This window comes from Aureimonas flava, assembly GCF_003583935.1.
Classification (GTDB): Bacteria; Pseudomonadota; Alphaproteobacteria; order Rhizobiales; family Rhizobiaceae; genus Aureimonas; species Aureimonas flava.
The window spans coordinates 34,140-54,558 of the sequence record NZ_QYRN01000003.1 but is presented as its reverse complement, the minus strand read 5'-3'; the positions used below and the strand labels follow the sequence as shown (position 1 = coordinate 54,558).

The 20,419-nt window shown below is 69.4% G+C and carries 19 protein-coding genes; 9 read left to right on the top strand and 10 right to left on the bottom strand.

Annotated features, from left to right (window positions below; translation table 11 throughout):
- Positions 1-36: 36 nt before the first annotated feature.
- The 3 genes from D3218_RS05890 to coxB are packed head-to-tail and all read right to left on the bottom strand — an operon-like array spanning position 37 to position 3,562.
- Positions 37-390, bottom strand: coding sequence for a hypothetical protein (locus tag D3218_RS05890; RefSeq protein WP_119538996.1), 354 nt, complete (start codon positions 388-390; stop codon positions 37-39).
- Positions 390-2,897: a cytochrome c oxidase subunit I gene (ctaD, locus tag D3218_RS05885; RefSeq protein WP_119538995.1), complete on the bottom strand. Its 2,508-nt coding sequence runs from the start codon at positions 2,895-2,897 to the stop codon at positions 390-392. Before ctaD ends, D3218_RS05890 begins: the two co-directional genes overlap by 1 nt.
- A complete protein-coding gene (coxB, locus tag D3218_RS05880) occupies positions 2,894-3,562 on the bottom strand; it encodes a cytochrome c oxidase subunit II (RefSeq protein WP_119538994.1) in 669 nt (222 codons plus the stop codon). Before coxB ends, ctaD begins: the two co-directional genes overlap by 4 nt.
- A 48-nt stretch (positions 3,563-3,610) precedes the next feature.
- On the opposite strand from coxB, the gene D3218_RS05875 reads away from it, so the two are divergent.
- Positions 3,611-4,111 carry a DUF2231 domain-containing protein gene (locus D3218_RS05875; RefSeq protein WP_119538993.1) on the top strand — a complete coding sequence of 167 codons (501 nt, stop codon included), beginning with the start codon at positions 3,611-3,613 and terminating at the stop codon, positions 4,109-4,111.
- Here the strand turns inward: D3218_RS05875 and D3218_RS05870 are convergent.
- From D3218_RS05870 to D3218_RS05860, 3 genes are all read right to left on the bottom strand, one after another.
- The gene (locus D3218_RS05870) at positions 4,089-4,595 is read right to left on the bottom strand and encodes a CopD family protein (protein WP_245414934.1); all 507 of its coding nucleotides are present in this window, start codon (positions 4,593-4,595) and stop codon (positions 4,089-4,091) included. The genes D3218_RS05875 and D3218_RS05870 overlap by 23 nt on opposite strands.
- Positions 4,592-5,356: a cytochrome c oxidase assembly protein gene (locus tag D3218_RS05865; RefSeq protein ID WP_119538992.1), complete on the bottom strand. Its 765-nt coding sequence runs from the start codon at positions 5,354-5,356 to the stop codon at positions 4,592-4,594. The genes D3218_RS05870 and D3218_RS05865 overlap by 4 nt, the downstream gene beginning before the upstream one ends.
- A gap of 145 nt (positions 5,357-5,501) precedes the next feature.
- Positions 5,502-6,971, bottom strand: coding sequence for a protein adenylyltransferase SelO (locus D3218_RS05860; protein ID WP_119538991.1), 1,470 nt, complete (start codon positions 6,969-6,971; stop codon positions 5,502-5,504).
- Positions 6,972-7,146: 175 nt separating this feature from the next.
- Here D3218_RS05860 and D3218_RS05855 point away from each other — a divergent pair, with 175 nt between their 5' ends.
- Positions 7,147-8,046 (top strand): ROK family protein, encoded by a 900-nt coding sequence (locus D3218_RS05855; protein ID WP_119538990.1) that lies wholly within the window; start codon positions 7,147-7,149, stop codon positions 8,044-8,046.
- Between the two features lie 44 nt (positions 8,047-8,090).
- Positions 8,091-8,882: an inositol monophosphatase family protein gene (locus D3218_RS05850; protein ID WP_119538989.1), complete on the top strand. Its 792-nt coding sequence runs from the start codon at positions 8,091-8,093 to the stop codon at positions 8,880-8,882.
- A 42-nt stretch (positions 8,883-8,924) separates the two neighbouring features.
- On the opposite strand, the gene fba is transcribed toward D3218_RS05850, so the two are convergent.
- From fba to tkt, 3 genes are all read right to left on the bottom strand, one after another.
- Entirely contained in the window at positions 8,925-9,992 is a 1,068-nt protein-coding gene (gene fba / locus D3218_RS05845) for a class II fructose-bisphosphate aldolase (RefSeq protein WP_119538988.1), read from the bottom strand.
- A 19-nt stretch (positions 9,993-10,011) separates the two neighbouring features.
- A complete protein-coding gene (locus D3218_RS05840) occupies positions 10,012-10,776 on the bottom strand; it encodes a triose-phosphate isomerase (protein ID WP_119538987.1) in 765 nt (254 codons plus the stop codon).
- Positions 10,777-10,876: 100 nt separating this feature from the next.
- Positions 10,877-12,880: a transketolase gene (gene tkt, locus D3218_RS05835; protein WP_425359290.1), complete on the bottom strand. Its 2,004-nt coding sequence runs from the start codon at positions 12,878-12,880 to the stop codon at positions 10,877-10,879.
- A gap of 219 nt (positions 12,881-13,099) precedes the next feature.
- Here tkt and D3218_RS05830 point away from each other — a divergent pair, with 219 nt between their 5' ends.
- Both D3218_RS05830 and derI read left to right on the top strand, forming a co-directional pair.
- Positions 13,100-14,077: a sugar-binding transcriptional regulator gene (locus D3218_RS05830; RefSeq protein ID WP_119538985.1), complete on the top strand. Its 978-nt coding sequence runs from the start codon at positions 13,100-13,102 to the stop codon at positions 14,075-14,077.
- A 109-nt stretch (positions 14,078-14,186) separates the two neighbouring features.
- A complete protein-coding gene (derI, locus tag D3218_RS05825; protein WP_119538984.1) occupies positions 14,187-14,648 on the top strand; it encodes a D-erythrulose-4-phosphate isomerase in 462 nt (153 codons plus the stop codon).
- 88 nt (positions 14,649-14,736) lie between these two features.
- Here the strand turns inward: derI and D3218_RS05820 are convergent, their stop codons facing one another.
- Positions 14,737-15,552, bottom strand: coding sequence for an outer membrane protein (locus tag D3218_RS05820; protein WP_119538983.1), 816 nt, complete (start codon positions 15,550-15,552; stop codon positions 14,737-14,739).
- Positions 15,553-16,047: 495 nt separating this feature from the next.
- On the opposite strand from D3218_RS05820, the gene D3218_RS05815 reads away from it, so the two are divergent.
- The 4 genes from D3218_RS05815 (at position 16,048) to D3218_RS05800 (ending at position 20,419) form a co-directional block, all read left to right on the top strand.
- On the top strand, positions 16,048-17,490 hold the full coding sequence (locus D3218_RS05815; RefSeq protein ID WP_119538982.1) for a UbiA family prenyltransferase: 1,443 nt from the start codon (positions 16,048-16,050) through the stop codon (positions 17,488-17,490).
- The gene (locus D3218_RS05810) at positions 17,483-18,832 is read left to right on the top strand and encodes an FAD-binding oxidoreductase (RefSeq protein WP_119538981.1); all 1,350 of its coding nucleotides are present in this window, start codon (positions 17,483-17,485) and stop codon (positions 18,830-18,832) included. Before D3218_RS05815 ends, D3218_RS05810 begins: the two co-directional genes overlap by 8 nt.
- 136 nt (positions 18,833-18,968) lie before the next feature.
- Entirely contained in the window at positions 18,969-19,409 is a 441-nt protein-coding gene (locus D3218_RS05805) for an EamA family transporter (protein WP_119538980.1), read from the top strand.
- A complete protein-coding gene (locus D3218_RS05800; RefSeq protein ID WP_119538979.1) occupies positions 19,406-20,419 on the top strand; it encodes an NAD-dependent epimerase/dehydratase family protein in 1,014 nt (337 codons plus the stop codon). The genes D3218_RS05805 and D3218_RS05800 overlap by 4 nt, the downstream gene beginning before the upstream one ends.

Below are 20,419 nucleotides of genomic sequence, written 5' to 3'. Positions count from 1 at the left end.
CCGGGTCGGCGGAGACCGACCTAGCCTGGCCTGCCGCTACAGGCAGGCCGACAGACCGAGGATCGGCGCGTAGTTGACCAGCGTCACCGCGACCGAGACGACGGCGCAGGCGAGCGCGGTGCGGGCGAAGAAGCCGGCCAGCGGATCGCTTGGGGCCGCCCGCCGCGCCCGCCGCCATGTCCATCCGACCAGGGCGGCGAGGGCGGCCAGATGCAGCAGCCAGACACCCAGGAGCACCGCGCGCTGGACCGAGACCGGTCCGACGCTGCGCGCTTCCCACCCGAAGGCGCAGCCGACCGACAGCAGCGCGTAGAGCGAGACGAAGGCCGAACTCCAGATCACGAGCCCCGCCACCAGCAGCAGAAGATTGGCCGCCGACCGTTCGCTCATCACGGCATGACCCTTCCGATACCGGCGAGCCACGGGACCAGGGCCACGAAGGCCAACGCGACGACGCCGGAAGCCGCCGTGTAGCCGTGCCACAACGCGCCGATCGACAGGTCCGCGCTGCGACGCGCGGTGACCTTGCCGGCGTGAATGCGTCGGAGGCCGAAGAGGGCGAAGATCGCTCCGAGCGCGGCGTGGAACGCGGCATAGGCGAGGATCGCCGCCGTGGTCGCCAGGTGTGCGTGCGCGGTCGGCGTCGGCACCAGGAGCGTCGCCCAGACGAGGAGCGCCGTTCCGGCGGTTGCGGCGAGCGCCGCCAGCAGCGTGCCGGAAAGACCCGACCCCTTCCCGAGGGCCGCGAGGGCCCATGCCCCACCGATCGCGGCCAGCACGAGCGCGAGGGCCGCCGCCCCGAGCAGGGTGGGCGGGACTTCGGCGAGCGCGGGCGGTGGCCAGCCGGGCGCGACGAGCCAGAGGAACAGGGCCCCGAACAGGAGCGAGGCGAAGATCGTCGCGTCCGCCACCAGGACGAAGCTCATGCCCCACCAGGACAAGGGGCGGCGAACCTCGGCATGTATCGGCAGGCGCAGGCCGCGCCCGGCGTCGATCTCTCCCCGATCCACCGTGGCGCCGGTCGCGCGCGTCCAGGCGAGAAACAGGCAGAGCGTCGCGGCGGTCGCCGCGAGCGCAAGCGGGTAGACCTTGAACAGCAGCGACAGGACGACGGTGCCGGTGGACAGGGCCGTGGCCAGCGGCAGGAAGGTCGGCTGCGGCAGGAGCTGGATCGCTTCGGGCCGCCCGGTCGCCATGTCGACCACCAGCGTTTCCTGCCAGTCGTTGCGCGCCGCGGCGAGGTAGCCGTCGCCGGCGGCCAGCTTCTGCCCGAGGTCCGGGTCGGCGGCTAGCGGCTCCCGGCCCTCCACCGTGGGGATCGAAGCGAAGGCGTAGGCGGGCGGGGGCGTGGCGGTGGCCCATTCGAGGCCGCCCGAGTCCCACGGGTTGCGATCGGCGACGCGGCCGAAGCGGAACTGGAAGATGAAGTCGAAGGCGACCAGCGCGAAGCCCATGGCGGTGACGAAGCCGCCGATCGAGGAGACGAGGTTCAGCCAGTCCCAGCCGTAGCCGCTCTCGTAGGTGTGGTAGCGGCGCGGCATGCCGAGCAGGCCGGTCAGGTGCATGACCAGGAACGTGGCGTTGAAGCCGACGAAGATGAGCCAGAAGGCGACGTGGCCGACGCCGTAGAGCGGCTTTCGGCCGCTGAAATGCGGCAGGTAGTAGTAGGCTGCCGCCAGCATCGGGAACACGAAGCCGCCGACCAGCACGTAGTGCATGTGGGCGACCACGAAATGCGTGTCGTGCGCCTGCCAGTCGAACGGGACGATGGCGAGCATCACGCCCGTCAGCCCGCCGCAGACGAACACCGCGAAGAAGCCGACGAGGTAGAGCATCGGCAGCGTCGGGCGTGGCCGGCCGGCCATCAGGGTGCCGATCCAAAGGAAGATCTGGACGCCCGTCGGCACCGCGACCAGGACGCTGGCGGCGGAGAAGAAGGCTTGGGCGAGATGGGGAATGCCCACCGTGAACATGTGGTGGACCCAGAGGCCGAAGCTCAGGAAGCCCATGGCGGCGACGGAGACGACGATCCAGGAATATCCGAGCAGCCGATGGCCGACCAGGACGGGCAGGATGGTGGAGATCATGCCCGCCGCCGGCAGGAAGATGATGTAGACCTCCGGGTGGCCGAAGAGCCAGAACAGGTGCTGCCAGAGGAGCGCGTCGCCGCCGCGCGTCGGGTCGAAGAAGGGCAGGTCGAAGGCCCGCTCCATCTCGAGCAGGATCGAGCCGAGGATCAGCGGCGGAAAGCCGACCAGCATCATGCCGGCGGTGACGAGGATGTACCAGGCGAAGATCGGCATGCGCGCGAGCGACATGCCGGGCGCGCGCATCTTCAGGATCGAGACGGTGAGTTCCACCGCGGCGGCCATGGCCGAAATCTCGACGAAGGTGATGCCGAGCAGCCAGACGTCGGCGTTGATGCCCGGCGAATAGCGGCCCGACGATAGCGGCGTGTACATGAACCAGCCGCTGTCGGGCGCGGCGCCGAACAGGAGGGCGGCCACCAGGATCGACCCGCCGAAGACGTAGCACCAGAAACCGTAGGCGGTGAGGCGCGGGAAGGCGAGGTCGCGCGCGCCCAGCATCTTGGGGAGAAAGTAGATCGCCAGCCCCTCGAACATCGGAATGGCGAACAGGAACATCATCACCGTGCCGTGCATGGTGAAGATCTGGTTGTAGAGGTCCGGCCCGACGAAGGCACTGCGCGGCGAGGCGAGCTGGGCGCGGATCAGCATCGACAGGATGCCGCCGATCGCGAAGAACACGAAGGCGGCGATGATGAAGCGCCGGCCGAGCACCGTGTGGTTCACGGCCGAAAGACGGCCGAGCCCGCCGGGCGTGCGCCAGATGCGCTCCAGCTCCCGGTGGAGACGGACGGGATCCGCGTGCGTCATCGGGTTCCCTCCAGGACGCCGGCCAGCGCGGCGTCGAAATCGGCGGACGCGTGCGCCACGACCTGGAACCCCATGGCGGCATGGCCGACGCCGCAGAACTCGGCGCAGACCCCGCCGAAGGTGCCGGGACGGTCGGCCATGAGGCGGATCGTGTTCACGTGACCCGGAATGGCGTCGATCTTCCCGCCGAGGCGCGGCACCCAGAACGAGTGGATCACGTCCGAGCCGACGACGCGCACGTCCACCGGCCGTCCGGCCGGCAGGTGGAGCACGTCGACGCTCTCGCGCCCGTCCGCGTAGCGGAAGCGCCAGGACCATTGGTGCGGGCGTGCCTCCACCGTGAAGAGGCCCGGCGTGCCGGGATGGGCGAGAAGCCGCTCCCCGGTGGCCAGAGCGAACACGAGAAGGGCGCCGAGGACCACGCCGGGAAACACCAGGCCGCCCCAGACCAGCCACCGCTGCGGCGGCACGTCGCGGCCGACGCCCGGCCGCAGGAAGGCGAAGCCGACCAGGGCCAGAACGAGGAGCAGGATCGCCGTCGCGCCCGCCAGCATTACCCACCAGAGAAGGGCCGTGGCCGAGGCGGCGGGGCCGGCGGGCGCCAGCGTCGAAAGCGGGCCCGAGCAAGCCGACAGAAGTGGCAGGATCGCAGCCGCGCTCCACATCCCCCTGCGGCGCCCGCACGAGACCGGCGCCGTAGCGGGAGCGGTCCGATGAGCGAGACGACGTCGACGGGAAGCCCCGTCCTGGAGCGTGTGGCGGAAAAGGACGTGAGCTCGGCGGTCGCCGTCGCGGGCCATCCGATCCACGCCATGAGCGTGCATTTTCCGATCGCGCTGGTGATCGCGACGCTCGGCTGCGACCTCTTCTACTGGTGGTCGGCCGATCCGTTCTGGGTTCGCGCCGGCCTGTGGTCGGCGGGCGCGGCGCTCGGCTTCGGCGTCGTCGCGGCCATGGTCGGCACGATGGAGCTGATCTTCGTGCCCGGCATCCGCGCGCGGGCGGCGAGCTGGACGCATGCCGTCGCCGCCATGATGCTGATCTCGATCATCGCCACGAACTGGGGCCTTCGGCTGGCAAGCCCGGAATCGGTCCTGCCGCTCGGCCTGTTCCTGTCGGTTCTCGGCAGCGTCTTCACCGGGCTCGCGGGCTGGCACGGGGGCAAGCTGATCCTGCATCATGGCGTCGGAATCATGGTGTCAGACGACGAATGACGTCGTCGCCGACCCGGCCGAGCCCGCCGGGCTCGAAGGCGACGGACGGCAGCCAGCCGAGCGGAACGTCCGGCTTGGCCAGGACGACCCACAGGATGCCAGACAGGATGCCGGAAATCAGCACGGTGGCGAGCACGACGCGCCACAGGCGGAAATGGCCGCCCTCGTCGAACACCGACAGGACCAGAAGCCCGATCCGCACGTGCACGGCCACCAGCGCGCCGACCAGCAGGAGTTTCGCCCCGAACCACGGTGTGAACACCTCGCGCAGCAGGATCAGCGCGGTGCCCGACCCGACCGCCACGAACGCGGCCGGCGAGATGACGACGATATAGGCGAAACGGGTGAAGGCGTGGAGGCGGTCGAACTCGCGCCCGGGCCCCAGGGCCTCGCGCTGCGCCATCAGCACCGGCAGCGTCAGGAGCCCGGCCGACCAGACGATCAGCGCCGCGATGTGAAGGCTCTTCGCCCAGACCAGGATCAAGCGGCAGCCCCCTCGCGCTCGTCCGCCGAGCCCGCCAGCCGCACGACGCCAGCGAGAGCGGCAAGGAGATAGGGGACCAGCGCGGGAACCCACATGACGAGGCCGGCGAGCTGCTGGTCTTCCAGCGCCGTGAGGCCGAATGGGCCGGTGGTCAGGAAGTGCTGCGCGTAGAGCGGCGCCGGGGCGAAGGTGATGAGGGCGCCCAGGAGCCCCATCTGCACGATCACCGTGAGGTGGGCGAGAAGCGCCGGAGGGCTGGCGGCCCGCCGGCCGAGGACGCCGCGCCAGAAGGCGAAGGCAGGCAGAAGCAGCGTCAGCTCCATGAACCAGTAGGCGGCATCGCTCGACAGGGCGAAGGCGTAGGGCTGCGGCGCGTGCCAGATCCAGAGCGTCACCACATGGGCGAGCGTCGCGCCGGCCAGCGCCCGCGAGCCGATGGCCGTGCGTGCCGGGAAGGCGAGGGCGGCGAGCGGAGCGGCGACGGCCACGAGCAGCACATGGTGCACCACCCGCGCCGAGAAGAGTGCGGAGGAAAGGGCACATAGAGGCGAGAGGAACGCCACGGCGAGGGCGAGGAAGGCGGCGAGGAACCATCGGCGGCGGTGCCTCGCGTCGGTCCCGTCGCGCCCGATGGCACGGAGCCCCGCCGCGAGGGCGAGCGCGAGCACGGCGAGAAGCGCCGGATCGAGGTTCCAGGCAGCCAGGAGGTCCGCCGGCAGGGGCGGGCTTCCGCAATAGGGATCGTCCGCTCGCTCCAGCATGGCCGGGGGGCACCGCCTCGTTTCGTCTTCGAGATGGCATGGCCGTCGGCCACGCCTTCGGAAGATTAACGCGCGGAGCCTGTTCGCCAATGGCGCGGCCGAGCAGGCGGGCAAATTGACGCGTTCGTGAAGCGCGGCGGCCCCGTCAGGTCCCGCAGAAGGTCCGATAGGGGGCGGGCGGTCCGGGATCGGCCCAACGCCCGGCGTCCGGCTGGTCGTCGTAGGGACGGGACAGGACCTGCAGGAACGCCTCGAACGGCGCGAAGTCGCAGTCGCTCACGGCTGCGGCGATCACCTCTTCCACGCGCTGGTTGCGGGGGATGAAGGCCGGGTTCGCGCGGCGTATCGCATCGGTGCTCGCGCGTCTGTCCGCGCCGTCCCGCGCCAGACGCGCTTGCCAGTCCTGCGCCCAGGCGTCGAACGCCGCCGCATCGCGGAAGCCGGACGAGATCGCGGACGTGTCGCCGCCGCCTGCGAGAACCGAGAGGCCGCGGAAGGTCGCCGTGAAGTCGGCACCCCCCTCCTGCATGCGGCGCAGGAGATCTTCGGCCAGCGCCGTGTCCTCGTCCGTGCCCTCGGTCAGCCCGATCTTGGCGCGCAGGCCCGCGCGATAGGCGGTGTTGAACTCGTCGGCATAGAGCGACAGCGCCCCGGTCGCCTGCTCCATCGCCTCGGCCTCGACGGCGGACAGGAGTGGCAAGAGACACTCGGCGAGGCGAGCGAGGTTCCATTGCCCGATCGCCGGCTGGTTGCCGTAGGCATATCGCCCGCCGCGGTCGATCGAGCTGAAGACGGTGGCCGGATCGTAGCGGTCGAGGAAGGCGCAGGGGCCGTAGTCGATGGTCTCGCCCGACACGGCCATGTTGTCGGTGTTCATCACGCCGTGCACGAAGCCGAGCAGCATCCATCGAGCGATCAGCGCGGCCTGCCGTCGGGCCACACCCTCCAGAAGCCGTCGGTAGCGGTCCGGCTCGCCGACGGCGTCGGGCTGGTGACGCGTGATGGCGTGATCGGCGAGGACCCGCAGGTTGTCGGTCTCGCCGCGCGCGGCGAAATACTGGAACGTGCCGACCCGGATATGGCTGGCGGCGACCCGCGTGAGCACGGCGCCGGGCAGTTCGGTCTCGCGGTAGACGCTTTCGCCGGTGGCGACGATGGCGAGCGAGCGCGTGGTCGGCACGCCGAGCGCGTTCATCGCTTCGCTGACGAGATATTCGCGCAGCACCGGCCCGAGCGCGGCGAGACCGTCGCCCTGGCGCGAGTAAGGGGTGACGCCGGACCCCTTGAGCTGGATGTCGCGGCGGGCTCCGGCACGATCCACCACCTCGCCGAGGAGCAGCGCGCGCCCGTCGCCGAGGCGCGGCACGAACTGGCCGAACTGGTGGCCCGCATAGACGAGCGCGATCGGCTCCGACCCCGGCGCGGCGGCCCCGCCCGAAAGGACCGCCGCCGCTTCGGGCGATTCCAGCGCACTCGCATCGAGCCCCAGCTCGGCGGCCAGGGCACGGTTCACCTTGACGATGCGAGGCGCAGCGAGGCGCTTCGGCGGCACGCGGGCGTGGAAGCCCTGTGGCAGGCGCGCGTAGCTGTTGTCGAAGGGGATGGCGATGCCCATGGCACGGGCCTCCAGGCTGGCGTGTCCCCGCCAGATGGGACGGCAGGCAGCATCTTTCCACCTCTTCGTCGCGCCCGAGCGTCGAGTTGCCCTGGCATCTGGTATCATGAGCATCTATGACCCTTCCTCGCGCGGGAATGGACGCGGAGGGGCGTTCCTTGGGAGGGGATGCGGCATGTTGATCGGAATCGACTGGGGCGGCACCAAGATCGAAGGCGTGGCGCTGTCCCCGGACGGAAGCGAACTGGCGCGCCTTCGCGAGGACACGCCGCGTCACGACTACGACGGCTGCATCGCCATGATCGGCTCCATCATCCTGCGGCTCGAGGCGGCGACCGGCCAGCGCGGTTCGGTCGGCATCGGCATCCCCGGCTCGTTGGAGCCCAAGTCGCGGATCGGCAAGGGCGCAAGCTCCACCTGGCTGCTGAACCGCCCCGTGGAGGCGGACCTGCACGAGCGGCTCGGCCGCGAACTGCGGGTGGAGAACGACGCGGACTGCCTCGCCGCGTCCGAAGCGGTGGACGGCGCAGGGGCGGGCCATAACGTCGTGTTCGCCGTGATCCTCGGCAGCGGCGCGGGCGCCGGCATCGCGGTCGGCGGGCGCGCGCATCACGGGCCCAACAACTCGGCCGGCGAATGGGGCCACAACCCACTGCCGATGCCCCAAGCCTCCGAGCTTCCCGGCGCCCCCTGCTACTGCGGCAAGCACGGCTGCCTCGAGACCTGGGTGTCCGGCCGCGCCTTCGAGGCCGAGTACGCGCGCCATACGGGCACGGAGCTCAAGGCACGGGCGGTGATGGAGAAGGTCCGCGCCGGGGACCGGCTGGCGGGCCTGATCTGGGACCGCTACCTGGACCGTACGGCGCGCGGCCTTTCGGTGGTAGTCAACACGCTCGACCCGGACATCTTCGTGATGGGCGGCGGCATGTCCAACATCCCGGAACTCTACGAAGAACTGCCCGCGCGGATCGCGCGCTATACGTTCTCCACCGTCTTCCACACGCCGATCGTGCCGTCCCGCCACGGCGATTCGAGCGGCGTGCGCGGGGCTGCCTGGCTCTGGAAGGACGGCTGAGACCGCGCGGGTGCCCGATTTCCTCTCCTGACCGAAGGTTTCCCATGAACTCGACCGAACTCGACCGGCGCGCCGGCTTCGCCCTCGACCTCATCCGCGAGGCCGGCGTGCTGGCACTCGACTACTTCCGCCGCGTCGACACGCTGTCGGTCTCGTCCAAGGGGCCGCAGGACGTCGTCAGCGAGGCTGACGTGGCCGTGGAGAAGCTGATCCGCGACCGCTTGGCCGAGGCTTTTCCCGACGACGCCTTCTTCGGCGAGGAAAGCGGCCGGAGCGACTTCTCGGCCGGGCAGGGGATCTGGGTGGTCGACCCGATCGACGGCACCCAGCCCTTCGTCTGCGGCATGAGCAGCTGGTGCATCTCGATCGCCTTCGTGGAGGGCGGGGTGAACCGGATGGGCTTCGTCAACGCCCCCGCGCGCGGCGAACTCTTCGCCGGCGGCGCCGGACGGGGCGCCACGCTGAACGGCGAGCCGATCCGGGTACGCCGGGCGGCGAGCGTCGGCGACGGGCTGATCGCCACCGGATATTCGACCCGCCGGCCTCCGTCCGATCTCCTGCCGGTGTTCGGGCGGCTCCTGGAAGGGGGCGGCATGTTCTATCGCGACGGCTCCGGCGCGCTGGCGCTCGCCTATGTCGCGGCGGGCCGGCTGATCGGCTACCTCGAGTCGCACATCAATTCCTACGATTGCCTGGGCGCCATGGCGGTGATCGAGGGCGCGGGCGGACAGGTCAGCGACTTCCTGGCGGGTGACAGCCTGTTCGTCGGTAACGCGCTGGTGGCTGCCTCGCCCGAACTCTTCCCGGCGCTGCGGGACCTCGCGCGATACGCATGAGGGCGAAGGGCGCGGCGGCCGAGCCACCGCGCCCTTCCTCGGTCAGGCGGCGTTGCTCACCTTCAGGCTGCCGTCGCGGTAGCGACGGGCCATGTCGGCGAGGTCGATCGGCTTGATCGCCGAGGCGTGGCCGGCGGTGCCGAACTCCTCGAACCGCTGGGCGGCGAGCTTGGTGATCGCCGCCATTCCGGGCCCGAGATACTTGCGCGGATCGAACTCTTCCGGGTTCTCGGCGAAGACCTTGCGGATCGCGCCCGTCAGGGCCAGCCGGCAGTCGGTGTCGATGTTGATCTTGCGCACGCCGTGGCGGATGCCCCGCTGGATCTCCTCCACCGGCACGCCCCAGGTCGGCTTGATCTGGCCGCCGTACTTGTTGACGATCTCCTGCAGGTCCTCCGGCACGGAGGACGAGCCGTGCATCACCAGATGGGTGTTCGGAAGCTTCCGGTGGATGGCCTCGATGACGTTCATCGCGAGCACCTCGCCGTCGGGCTTGCGCGAGAACTTGTAGGCGCCGTGCGAGGTGCCCATGGCCACGGCGAGCGCGTCGACATGGGTATCCTCGACGAAGCGGGCGGCCTCCTCCGGGTCGGTGAGGAGCTGGTCGTGCTCCAGCGTGCCCTCGAAGCCGTGTCCGTCCTCCTGCTCGCCGCCGCCGGTCTCCAGACTGCCCAGAACGCCGATCTCGCCCTCCACCGAGGCGCCGCACCAATGCGCCATGTCGGACACGCGGCGGGTGATGGCGGCATTGTAGGCGTAGTCGGCCAGCGACTTTCCGTCCTCCTTGAGCGAGCCGTCCATCATCACGGAGGTGAAGCCGTGCTGGATCGCGGTGATGCAGGTCGCTTCGTTGTTGCCGTGGTCGAGATGCATGCAGATCGGGATGTCCGGGTGCATCTCGGCGAGGCCCTCGATCAGCCGCGCGAGGATCAGGTCGTTGGCGTAGGCGCGCGCGCCGCGGCTCGCCTGGAGGATCACGGGCGCGTCCGTCTTGGCCGCCGCCGCCAGGATCGCGAGCCCCTGTTCCATGTTGTTGATGTTGAAGGCCGGCACGCCGTAGCTGTGTTCGGCGGCGTGGTCGAGAAGCTGGCGTAGCGTGATCAGGGCCAAGGGGTTGCTCCAGGCGGGGTCAGGACAGGGACGAGACGACGTCGGACACGATGGATAGATAGCCCTCGGCGTTCCAGGCGGAACGGCCGATGAAGAGACCGTCGATATGGTCCTGCGCGGCGAGCTCCACGCAATTGCCGGGATTGACGCTGCCGCCGTAGAGGACGGGCAGCGCGAAGCCGAGCTTCTCGCGCGTCAACTCCTTGATGCGGGCATGCTGCTCGTCGGCAAAGCCCGGCTCGGCCGGCGTTCCGCCTTCGCCGATCGACCACACCGGTTCGTAGGCGACGACCACCTTGGCCGGGCGGCTCCAGTCCACGCGCGAGATCAGCGCCTCGGTCTGCCGGCGCAGGGCCTCGGCGGTGCGGCCGGCGTCGTATTCCTCGCGCGTGTCGCCGATGCAGACCAGCGCCACCAGCCCGTGGCGGACGGCGGCCTCGGTCTTCAGGGCCACCGTCTCGTCGGTCTCGCCGAAATGCTCGCGCCGCTCCGAATGCCCGATCTCGACCAGTCGGCCGCCGCAGTCCTTGACCTGCACCGGGGAGACCTCGCCGGTCCAGGCGCCGGCATCCTTCCAGTGGGCGTTCTGCGCGCCGACGATCAGGTCGGTCTCGTCCAGCGCCTGGGCCACGCGGTAGAGCACGGTGAATGGTGGGATCACGAAGAGCTGGGCCCGGTCGTCGCGTGCGAAGGGCGAGCGAGCGACGGTCTCGCAGAAGGCGTCGGCCTCCGCGACGGTCTTGTTCATCTTCCAGCTTGTGCCGATCCAGGGACGCTTGGTCATAGGGGCTGCCTCAAAGGTCGAGGGCGCGAGCGAGCGCGCGTCGGAAACGGACAGGGCCGGCCGATCGGTTCGGCCGGCCCTGTCGGGGCTCGCTGTATCGTCAGGCGCCGGCCTTGGCGCGGGCCTTTTCGGCGACCTTCTCGGGCGTCAGCCCGAAATGCTTGTAGAGATCGCCACCGGGCGCCGAGGCGCCGAAGCCCGGCAGGCCGACCACGTCCTCCTCGTCGTCCACGAAGCGCGTCCAGCCGAAGGGCGAGGCGGCTTCCACCGCGATGCGCGGCGCATCGCCCAGCACCGCGTCGCGATAGGACTTGGGCTGCTTGGCGAAGAGCTCCCAGCAGGGCAGCGACACGACCGCCGCCCGCACGCCGGCGTCCGCCAGAAGCTTGCGCGCGGCGACCGCGATCTCGACCTCCGAGCCCGTGGCGAGGATCGTCACCTGACGCGCGCCGCCCTCGGCCTCGGCCAGCACGTAGCCACCCTTGGCCGACAGGTTCTCGCCAACAGCGCCGGTGCGCAGCGCCTTGAGGTTCTGGCGCGACAGCACCAGCGTCGTCGGCGAGGTCGCGGCCGCGAGCGCGGCCTCCCAGCACTCGGCGGTCTCGACCCCGTCGGCCGGGCGCATGACCAGCATGTTGGGCATGGCACGCAGCGAGGCGAGATGCTCGATCGGCTGGTGCGTCGGGCCGTCCTCGCCCTGGCCGATGGAATCGTGCGTCATCACGTAGACCACCGGCTGGTGCATCAGGGCCGACAAGCGCATGGCCGGGCGCGCATAGTCCGAGAAGCACAGGAACGTGCCGCCGAAGGGGGTGAAGCCGCCGTGCAGCGACAGGCCGTTCATCACCGCGGCCATGCCGTGCTCGCGCACGCCGTAGTAGATGTAGTTGCCCGTGGCGTCGGCCGGCGTCACCGGCTTCATCGCCCCGGCCTTGGTGAGGTTGGAGCCGGTGAGGTCGGCCGAACCGCCGATCAGCTTGGCGGACTTGCCGGTGAGCGCCTCGATCACCGTCTGGCTGGCCTTGCGGGTGGCGACGGACGCCGCGTCGGAAGCGAACTTCGCCTTGACGTCGGCCAGGATCGCGGCCGCATCGGCGTCGAAGCCTTCGGCCATGATGGCCTTCCAGGCATCGGCATGGGCGGAGGCCGACAGACGCTTCTCCCAGGCATCGGCCTCCTCGGCGCCGCGGCGGCCGACCGCCTTCCAGAAGTCGGTCACGACATCCGGCAGCACGAAGGGCTCGTGCGCCCACTCGAAGTAGTCGCGGGCATGGGCGATGCCCTCGGCGCCGATCGGCGAGCCGTGGACGCCGGAGGTGCCGGCCTTCTTGCCGGCGCCGTAGCCGATCGTGGTGCGGCAGGCGATCAGCGTCGGCCGGTCGGAACGGCGCGCCGCCTCGATCGCGGCGGCGACCGCCTCGGGGTCGTGTCCGTCCACGGCGGCCGTCGCCCAGCCCGACGCCTCGACGCGCTTGGCGAGGTCGTCGGAGGTGGTGATGTCGGTCGAGCCGTCGATGGTGATGCGGTTGTCGTCCCACAGGACGATGAGCCGGTTCAGCTTCAGGTGGCCGGCGAGCGAGATCGCTTCCTGGCTGACGCCTTCCATGAAGCAGCCGTCGCCGGCGATGGAATAGGTGTGGTGCGAGCAGAGCTCCTCGCCGAAGCGCTCGCGCAGGATCTTCTCGGCGAGCGCCATGCCGACGGCGGTGGCCAGACCCTGGCCGAGCGGGCCGGTCGTGGTCTCGATGCCGGCGCCCTCGCCGAACTCCGGATGGCCCGCCGCGCGCGAGCCGAGCTGGCGGAACCGCTTCAGCTCGTCGATCGTGAAGTCCTCGTAGCCGGTGAGGTGCAGGAGGCTGTAGAGCAGCATGGAGCCGTGGCCCGCCGACAGCACGAAGCGGTCGCGGTCCGGCCAATGCGGGCGCTTGGCGTCGAACTTCATGAACCGACTGAACAGGACGGTGGCCGCGTCCGACATGCCGAGCGGCATGCCGGGGTGGCCGGAAGCGGCCGCCTCCACCGCGTCCATCGACAGGAAGCGGATGCCGCTCGCCATCGCGCGGATTTCCTTGGCGTCCAGGCTGGGGGCTTGTGTCGTGTCCACGGTGTATCGTCTCCCTCGATCGTGGCACCCGCGTCGTCGCGGGCCGTCCCGTCGGCATGGCCGGCCATGCCGGATCCGCCAGATGCTGCGTCACCAGAACCACGAGGCGGCGCTTGAATCAATGTCCGTCCCATGAAAAACGTTCATATGAACGAAGGTCTGCCATATGAACGGGCATGAGTGCTCGCGACCGAGTGCGCAACTCCGATTCGGAGGGTCATGATGGATGCCGTAGCACCCGCCGATGTCGCCGCGATGATGCAGGTGGCCCGCCGCTACTACGAGGGACAGGCGACGCAGGCGGAGATCGCGGTCGAGCTTGGTCTGTCCCGCATGAAGGTGAACCGGCTCCTGCGCCAGGCGCGCGAGGCGGGGATCGTGGACGTGCGCATACGGGTGCACCGCGCGGTGGAGGCGGACCTGGAGCGCAGGCTGCAGGACCGGTTCGGGGTGAAGGCAGCCCTGATCGCCGTGGATCGGCGCGACCCGGAGGCGCAGCGCGCCGAGGTGGCTCTGCTGGTCGCGGACTATCTGGAGCGGGTGCTGCACGAAGGCGCGGTCGTGGCCGTGGGCATGGGACGCAACATCGCGGCCGTCGCCGAGACGCGCGGGCGGCCCGGCCTGGAGACGGCCACCTTCGTCTCGGCCACCGGCGGCGCGCATCAGGCGGGCGAGCCGTCTAACGCCGACCACATCTGCCGCAAGCTGGCTCGGCGCTTCGGCGGCGTGCCGGAAACGCTCTACGCGCCCGCCTATGTGCCCGATGCGACGCTGCGAGCGGCCCTGATGCGCAACCCGACGGTGAAGCAGACGCTGGACCTCGGCCGCAGCGCCGCCTTCGCACTGGTCGGCGTCGGCGACCTCGGAGAGGAAAGCCACATGGCGCGCATGGGCTGGTTTCGCCGCGAAGAGCTTTTGGCCGCCCGCGCGACCGGCGTGGTCGGCGACCTGATGGGCTATGACTTCTACGACATCGAGGGCCGCGAGCGGAACGAGATCCTCGGCGGGCGGGTGGTCGGCCTGCGTCTGGCGGACATCCGCGCCATTCCCACCGCGATCGCCGTTGCGGCCGAGCCGACCAAGGCGATGCCCATCCTGGCGGCGCTCCGCACCGGGGCGATCGACGTCATCGCCACCTCGCTCGCCAACGCGCACGGCATCCTCGCGCTGGACCAGGCGGCGCGAGCAGACGCATGACGGCTTGATCGTTTGAACAAGCATGCGATATTATGATCGACAAGGCGTCCCCGCAGGCGCCCTCGACACGGCGCGCAACGCCCGTTCCTCCAACCTCAGGTGACAGTCCATGAAGATCATCATCGGCGGCGACAGCGCCGGCCAGTCCCTCGTCCAGGTCATCAAGGACCACCTCGCCGGCCGTGAGAACCTGACGGTCGTGGACGCCAGCCAGGCGCCCGACGGCGCGGCCGAGAAATACGCCATGACCTCCGAGCGCATCGCGCGCGCGGTGGTGGACGGCGAGTACGACCGGGCGGTCCTGTGCTGCGGCACCGGCATCGGCGTCAACATCTCGGCCAACAAGGTGCCGGGCATCCGCGCCGCTCTGACCCACGACACCTATTCGGCCGAGCGTGCCGCCAAGAGCAACAACGCCCAGATCATCACCATGGGCTCGCGGGTCATCGGTCCGGAACTCGCCAAGGCGATCGTGGACAAGTACCTGGAGTCGGAGTTCGACCCCGCCGGCAGCTCGGCCGCCAACGTCGAGGCGATCGACGCGCTGGACCGCAAGTACAACGCCTGCTGAACGGCGCATTCGAGCGCCCATATGAAAAGCCCGCCGCGTCCTTCGACGCGGCGGGCTTTCTCGTGCTCGGACCAGCGGCCCGGACAGATCAGTTGAAGCGGTACGAGAGCTTCGCCGTGATCGTGTGGAAGTCGAAGTCTCCGTTGGAGCGGAAGTCGGTGAACTGGCCGGGGACGACCGCCGTGCCCGAACCGTCGAACGGACCGCCGCTGAGGCGGGTGAACGAGCCGCCGTCGCCCAGGTTGGTGTAGAGATACTCGGCGCCGAACGAGATGTTGTTGGTGACCTTCACCTCCATGCCGCCGCCGACCGAGTAGCCCCAGTCGTCCTCGTCCGAGCTGAGGAAGGCGGGGAAGGCGGCGTTGACGGCCGGGCTGTTGGTGGCGAAGCCGTAGTCCACCTCGCCGTAGGCGAAACCGCCCGTGACATAGGCCAGCGCCATGTCGGTCACGAGGTAGCCGGCGCGCAGGCGGCCGGTGACCAGGTAGTCGAGGCTGCGCTCGGCCGTGTAGAAGGCCGGGGTGTTGGAGAACGCGCTGGCGCGCTGGCTGACGTCGAGGGCGTTGATGTCGACCAGGGCGCCGACCACGAAGCGGTCGATCTGGTAGTCGTAGCCGATGTGGGCACCGCCGATGAAGCTCGACTCGAACTCCGAGGAGAAGCTGTTGCCGAAGGCGTTGGTCAGGAAGGTCGCGCCGGCACCCGTGAAGTTCGGGACGATCGACAGGTTGTCGCCGTCGTCCGGGTTGAACGCGCCGCCGCCCTGCACGCCGAGATAGAGGCCGGTCCAGCTCGTGACCGGGGCCATGACCATGGGCGCCGCCGGCTCTTCGTAGACGACGTCGGCCGCGAGGGCCGGGGTGGCGAGGGCCGCCGAGGCGAGAAGAAGGGCGAGACGCTTCATGAGGTCGGATCTCCAGCATGCCGCGTTTCGTCGGTGCGACGCGGCTGTTCTTGTCAGTTCTTCGGCAAGACCGGGATCATCCCGTCTCTTCCCGACCATGAAATAATAGCGCGCGAACAACCGCAAGAGTTGCTTCAGGCGCCAGTTTCGCGTGTGTTGCGGATGCGTCACGCGGCGCACCGGCGCGCCATGCGGTCGGTGCGTGTTGATATCAGCGATCGCAACGACTTAACGGAATTTCTGAACGCTCGGGACCAGCGGTCACCAGTTGGTGATCGTCCGATCTCGCGCCGTCGGCGGTCCTGCGAACGACGACAGGCAACCTTCAAACCTTTCGGGCGCGTTGAGGCGATGTCTCGAATCCTCGTCCGTCGCCGAGCGGTGCCTTAATCATGTTTTCCGTAAATCAGATGATGTCCCCTGGTTTTACGGTAAGGAAACCCGGCGACGAAGATATTCCCCCGCAGCTGACCAAGCCTCGGTAAGGACATCGTCATGGACACATACGTCACGCGGACGGGGAGACCATTGTTCGTCGACCTCGACGGAACGTTGATCCGCGGGGATCTTCTTTGGGAGAGCCTGTTCCATTTCGCCCGGCAGGAGCCGCTGGGCTTCTGGCGCCTGTTCGGCTGGGCCTTCCAGGGGAAGGCGGTGCTGAAGGACGAACTCGCCGCGCGCACCACGATCGACGCCGCGACGCTGCCCTATCGCGAGGAGGTCGTCGCGACGCTCCAGGCGGAGCGCGAGACGGGACGTCCGATCGTGCTCGCGACCGCCTCCAACGAACGCCTCGCGCACGCCGTGTCCGACCATCTCGGCCTGTTCGACGAGGTGATGGCGAGCGATCGCGAGGTGAACCTCTCGGCGCAGCGCAAACTCGAGCGCATCCGCGACCGGTGCGGCGCGGAGGGCTTCGACTATTTCGGCAATTCGCACGACGACGTCTGCCTGTTCGAGGCGGCCGAGACGGCGACGGTGGTGCAGCCGGACCGCTCGGCGCGGCGCTGGCACGGGGGCGCTGCGCGTCCCGCCCGGCTGATCGTGGACGGGGACTCGAGCCTGCGCGCCGTGGTGAAGTCCATGCGCCCGCATCAGTGGAGCAAGAACGTCCTCGTGTTCGTGCCCATGGTGCTGAACCACGAGTTCCTCGACTTTCCGATGTTCCGCAACGCGGTGCTCGCCTTTCTCTGCTTCTCGCTGGCGGCCTCGTCGGTCTACATCCTCAACGACCTCCTCGACCTGGAGGCCGACCGTCGTCACAGGACCAAGCGCAAGCGCCCCTTCGCCAGCGGTCAGGTGCCCATTCCCACGGGCCTGTGCCTTGCCGCGGGATTGTTCGTCTCGGCCTTCGCCATCGCCGCCTTCCTGCCATGGGAGTTCATGGCGACCTTGGCCGTCTACATGGTCGCCACCACGGCCTATTCCTTCGCCCTGAAGCGCATGCTTCTGATCGACGTCCTGACGCTGGCCGGCCTCTACACGCTGCGCATCATCGCTGGCGCCATGGCGATCCAGTCGAGCGAATCCTTCTGGCTCCTGGCCTTCTCGATCTTCTTCTTCCTGTCGCTCGCCCTGGTGAAGCGCTTCGTGGAGATCATGGACTTCGGCGGCGGCGCCAACCGCTCCTCGACCGGCCGGGGATACGTGGACGTCGATCTCGACACGGTGGGGCAGGCGGGCATGGCGTCCGGCTTCGCCTCGGTGATGGTTCTGGCGCTCTACATCGACAGCGGCGAGGTGCGCGAGCTCTACGCGCATCCCTATTTCCTGTGGCCGCTCTGCCCGCTCGTCCTCTACATCATCGTGCGCATCTGGGTTCTGGCGCGGCGCAGCCAGATGAACGAGGACCCGGTGGTCTTCATCATGCACGACTGGCGCTCGCAGATCATGATGGTCCTCGGCGCCTGCATGTTCCTGGTGGCGGCCTATGTCTGACCGCTACGGCAACTGGGGCCGCACCCCGCCGCCGCCGGACGGCCGGCGGGCCGTCGAGGCGCCGCTCGGCGACGCCTTTCCCGGCCTGCGCAGCCCGGCCGGACTGCTGCCGCGCGGCAACGGCCGCTCCTACGGCGACACCTGTCTCAACGACGCGGGCGTCCTCGTGGACATGCGCGGCCGAGACCGCATCGTGTCCTTCGACCCGCAGGACGGGGTGATCGAGGCGGAAGCCGGCGTGCTGCTGCACGAGATCACCGAGCGCGTCGCGCCGCACGGCTGGTTTCTTCCCGTGACGCCCGGCACGCAGTTCGTGACGCTCGGCGGGGCGCTGGCCAACGACGTGCACGGCAAGAACCACCATCGCCGGGGCACGTTCGGGCGCTGGGTCGAATCCTTCACCCTCCTGCGCTCGGACCTCGGGGCGCTGACCTGCTCGCGCACCCAGAACGCCGACTTCTTCGCCGCCACGATCGGCGGACTGGGATTGACCGGCATCGTCACCCGCGTTCGCCTTCGCCTCCTCGCGGTGCCGTCGCTGACGATCCGCGAGACCACCTATCGCCTGTCCTGCCTCGATGACTACTTCGCGCGGGCGACGGAGGCCGACGACCGCCACGAATACGCCGTCGCCTGGATCGACCAGCTCGCCAAGGGCCCGCGCTTCGGGCGCGGGCATCTGATCTGCGGCGATCATGCCGGCTCGGGCGACCGGACGGGGCGGGCCCGCCGGCCGCTCCTGTCCGTGCCCTTCACGCCGCCCGTGAGCCCGCTGCGCGGCCTGGCGCTGAAGGCGTTCAACGAGGTGACCTTCCGCAAGCTGCGCGCCGAGGAGGCGACACGCGACGTCGCCTTCGACGGGTTCTTCTATCCGCTCGACAGGGTGGAGGACTGGAACAGGCTCTACGGCCCGCAGGGGCTGCACCAGCACCAGAGCGTCGTGCCCGAAGCGATGGGCCGGCAGGCGGTGCGGGCGCTGATGGAGTGCGCCTCGGCGCATGGCCAGGGCTCGTTCCTCACCGTTCTCAAGCGGTTCGGCGATCTGCCGAGCCCCGGTCTCCTAAGCTTTCCGCGCCGTGGCTACACGCTGACGCTCGACTTTCCCAACCGGGGCGCGCCGACGCTCGCGCTGATGGACGAGCTCGACCGGATCGCGATCGAGGCCGGCGGCGCCGTGAACCCCTACAAGGACGCCCGCATGGCGCCGGGCGTCTTCGATGCCTCGTTTCCGCGCTGGCGGATGCTGGAGGCGATGAGCGACCCCGCGATCCGTTCCGACTTCTGGACCCGTACGGCGCTGCGCCTGGATGCCGGGACGCGGCGCCTCGGCGCCGCCGCGTAGGCGCACACGCAAGGATTGATTGACGCTGGCGGCCGAAAAGGCGCGGCGAAACGCAGGCGGCGGCCGCGTCTTAACCGCTTGGCATACCGGCTCCCGCGAGGATCCGGCCCGACATCCAACAGCCGGGAGGCGAGGCGTGAGCCGCTACATCCCCTTCATCCTCTTCACCGTGTTCACCAACGCCGCAGCCCAGATGCTGCTGAAATACGGCATGATGCAGCTCGGTCCGCTGAGCTTCGCCGGCGTCAACCCGATCCTGAAGATCCTCTCGATCGTCTTCAGTCCCTTCGTCTTCCTGGGGCTCCTGACCTTCGTGGTTTCGATGGCCTCGCATCTCTTCGTCCTGTCGAAGGTCGAGCTCACCTACGCCTATCCGTTCCTGAGCCTGGCTTACGTCGTCGTGGCCTTCGCGGCCTGGTTCCTGTTCGGCGAGACGCTCAATCCGGCCCGCATCGGCGGCATCGCCCTGATCTGCTTCGGCACGATCCTCATCGCACGCGGCGGCGGACAGACGGCGGACGACGCCGCCCTGCCGGTTGTCGCGCAGAACCATTCCCCTGAAGGAGCCATTCGATGAAGCACGTGATCTTCGGCGGCGACGGTTTCGTCGGTCGCCATCTCGCACAGCGCCTGGTTTCGGACGGCGAGGAGGTCGTGGTGGCGGACATCGCCAAGGGCGACCTTCCGCACTACGCCCGCTCGACCCACCTGACCGTGGACGTCACCGATCCGGCCGCCGTGAACGCGGTGCCGATCGCGCCGGACGACATGGTCTACAACCTGTCGGCCAAGATGCTCTCGCCGCTGCAGGTACGGGCGAAGCGCCGGGCGTTCTTCTACCCCGTCAACTACGACGGCACGAAGCACATCATCGAGGCGATGGACCGGGCCGGCGCGGGCCGGCTCGTCCACTTCACCACCGACATGATCTACGGCCATACGGTGCGCACGCCGATGACCGAGGACCACCCGGTCGCGCCGCTCGGCGAATACGGCCAGTCCAAGCTCGACACCGAGCATCTGGCGGCCGACTGGCGGGGGCGCGGCATGCGGATCTCGCTGTTCCGCCCGCGCCTCATCATCGGCCCGGGGCGGCTCGGCATCCTGGAGAAGCTGTTCAAGCTGATCGACGCGAACCTGCCGGTCCCGATGATCGGTTCGGGCAAGAACCCCTACCAGTTCATCTCGGTGTTCGACTGCGCGGAGGCCGCGCGTCTCGCCTGGAAGGTGGGCGTGCCCGACGAGGCCTACAATCTCGGCTCGCTCAACCCGCCGCCCGTACGCAAGCTGCTCGGCGATCTCGTGCGCCATGCCGGGTCGAAGTCCATCCTCGTGCCGACGCCGGGCTTCGCGGTGAAGCGGACGCTGGACCTCCTCGACTGGCTGAACATGCCGCTGATGGACCCGGAGCAGTACCTGATCGCCGACGAGGAATGCGTGCTCGACGTCTCCAAGGGCCGGCGCGACCTCGGCTGGGTTCCGCAGTATCGCGACGAGGACATGCTGATCGCGGCCTATTCCGAATACCGCGCGAAGAAGGACGGGCGCCCGGCCGCCGGTTCCGCCTTTCCCCACCCGGCCGAATGA

Bases quoted from the DNA above. Each gene is read 5' to 3' on its own strand.
- D3218_RS05890 (WP_119538996.1), bottom strand. From the start codon at position 390: ATGAGCGAACGGTCGGCGGCCAATCTTCTGCTGCTGGTGGCGGGGCTC.
- ctaD (WP_119538995.1), bottom strand. From the start codon at position 2,897: ATGACGCACGCGGATCCCGTCCGTCTCCACCGGGAGCTGGAGCGCATC.
- coxB (WP_119538994.1), bottom strand. From the start codon at position 3,562: ATGTGGAGCGCGGCTGCGATCCTGCCACTTCTGTCGGCTTGCTCGGGC.
- D3218_RS05875 (WP_119538993.1), top strand. From the start codon at position 3,611: ATGAGCGAGACGACGTCGACGGGAAGCCCCGTCCTGGAGCGTGTGGCG.
- D3218_RS05865 (WP_119538992.1), bottom strand. From the start codon at position 5,356: ATGCTGGAGCGAGCGGACGATCCCTATTGCGGAAGCCCGCCCCTGCCG.
- D3218_RS05860 (WP_119538991.1), bottom strand. From the start codon at position 6,971: ATGGGCATCGCCATCCCCTTCGACAACAGCTACGCGCGCCTGCCACAG.
- D3218_RS05855 (WP_119538990.1), top strand. From the start codon at position 7,147: ATGTTGATCGGAATCGACTGGGGCGGCACCAAGATCGAAGGCGTGGCG.
- D3218_RS05850 (WP_119538989.1), top strand. From the start codon at position 8,091: ATGAACTCGACCGAACTCGACCGGCGCGCCGGCTTCGCCCTCGACCTC.
- D3218_RS05840 (WP_119538987.1), bottom strand. From the start codon at position 10,776: ATGACCAAGCGTCCCTGGATCGGCACAAGCTGGAAGATGAACAAGACC.
- D3218_RS05830 (WP_119538985.1), top strand. From the start codon at position 13,100: ATGATGGATGCCGTAGCACCCGCCGATGTCGCCGCGATGATGCAGGTG.
- derI (WP_119538984.1), top strand. From the start codon at position 14,187: ATGAAGATCATCATCGGCGGCGACAGCGCCGGCCAGTCCCTCGTCCAG.
- D3218_RS05820 (WP_119538983.1), bottom strand. From the start codon at position 15,552: ATGAAGCGTCTCGCCCTTCTTCTCGCCTCGGCGGCCCTCGCCACCCCG.
- D3218_RS05815 (WP_119538982.1), top strand. From the start codon at position 16,048: ATGGACACATACGTCACGCGGACGGGGAGACCATTGTTCGTCGACCTC.
- D3218_RS05810 (WP_119538981.1), top strand. From the start codon at position 17,483: ATGTCTGACCGCTACGGCAACTGGGGCCGCACCCCGCCGCCGCCGGAC.
- D3218_RS05800 (WP_119538979.1), top strand. From the start codon at position 19,406: ATGAAGCACGTGATCTTCGGCGGCGACGGTTTCGTCGGTCGCCATCTC.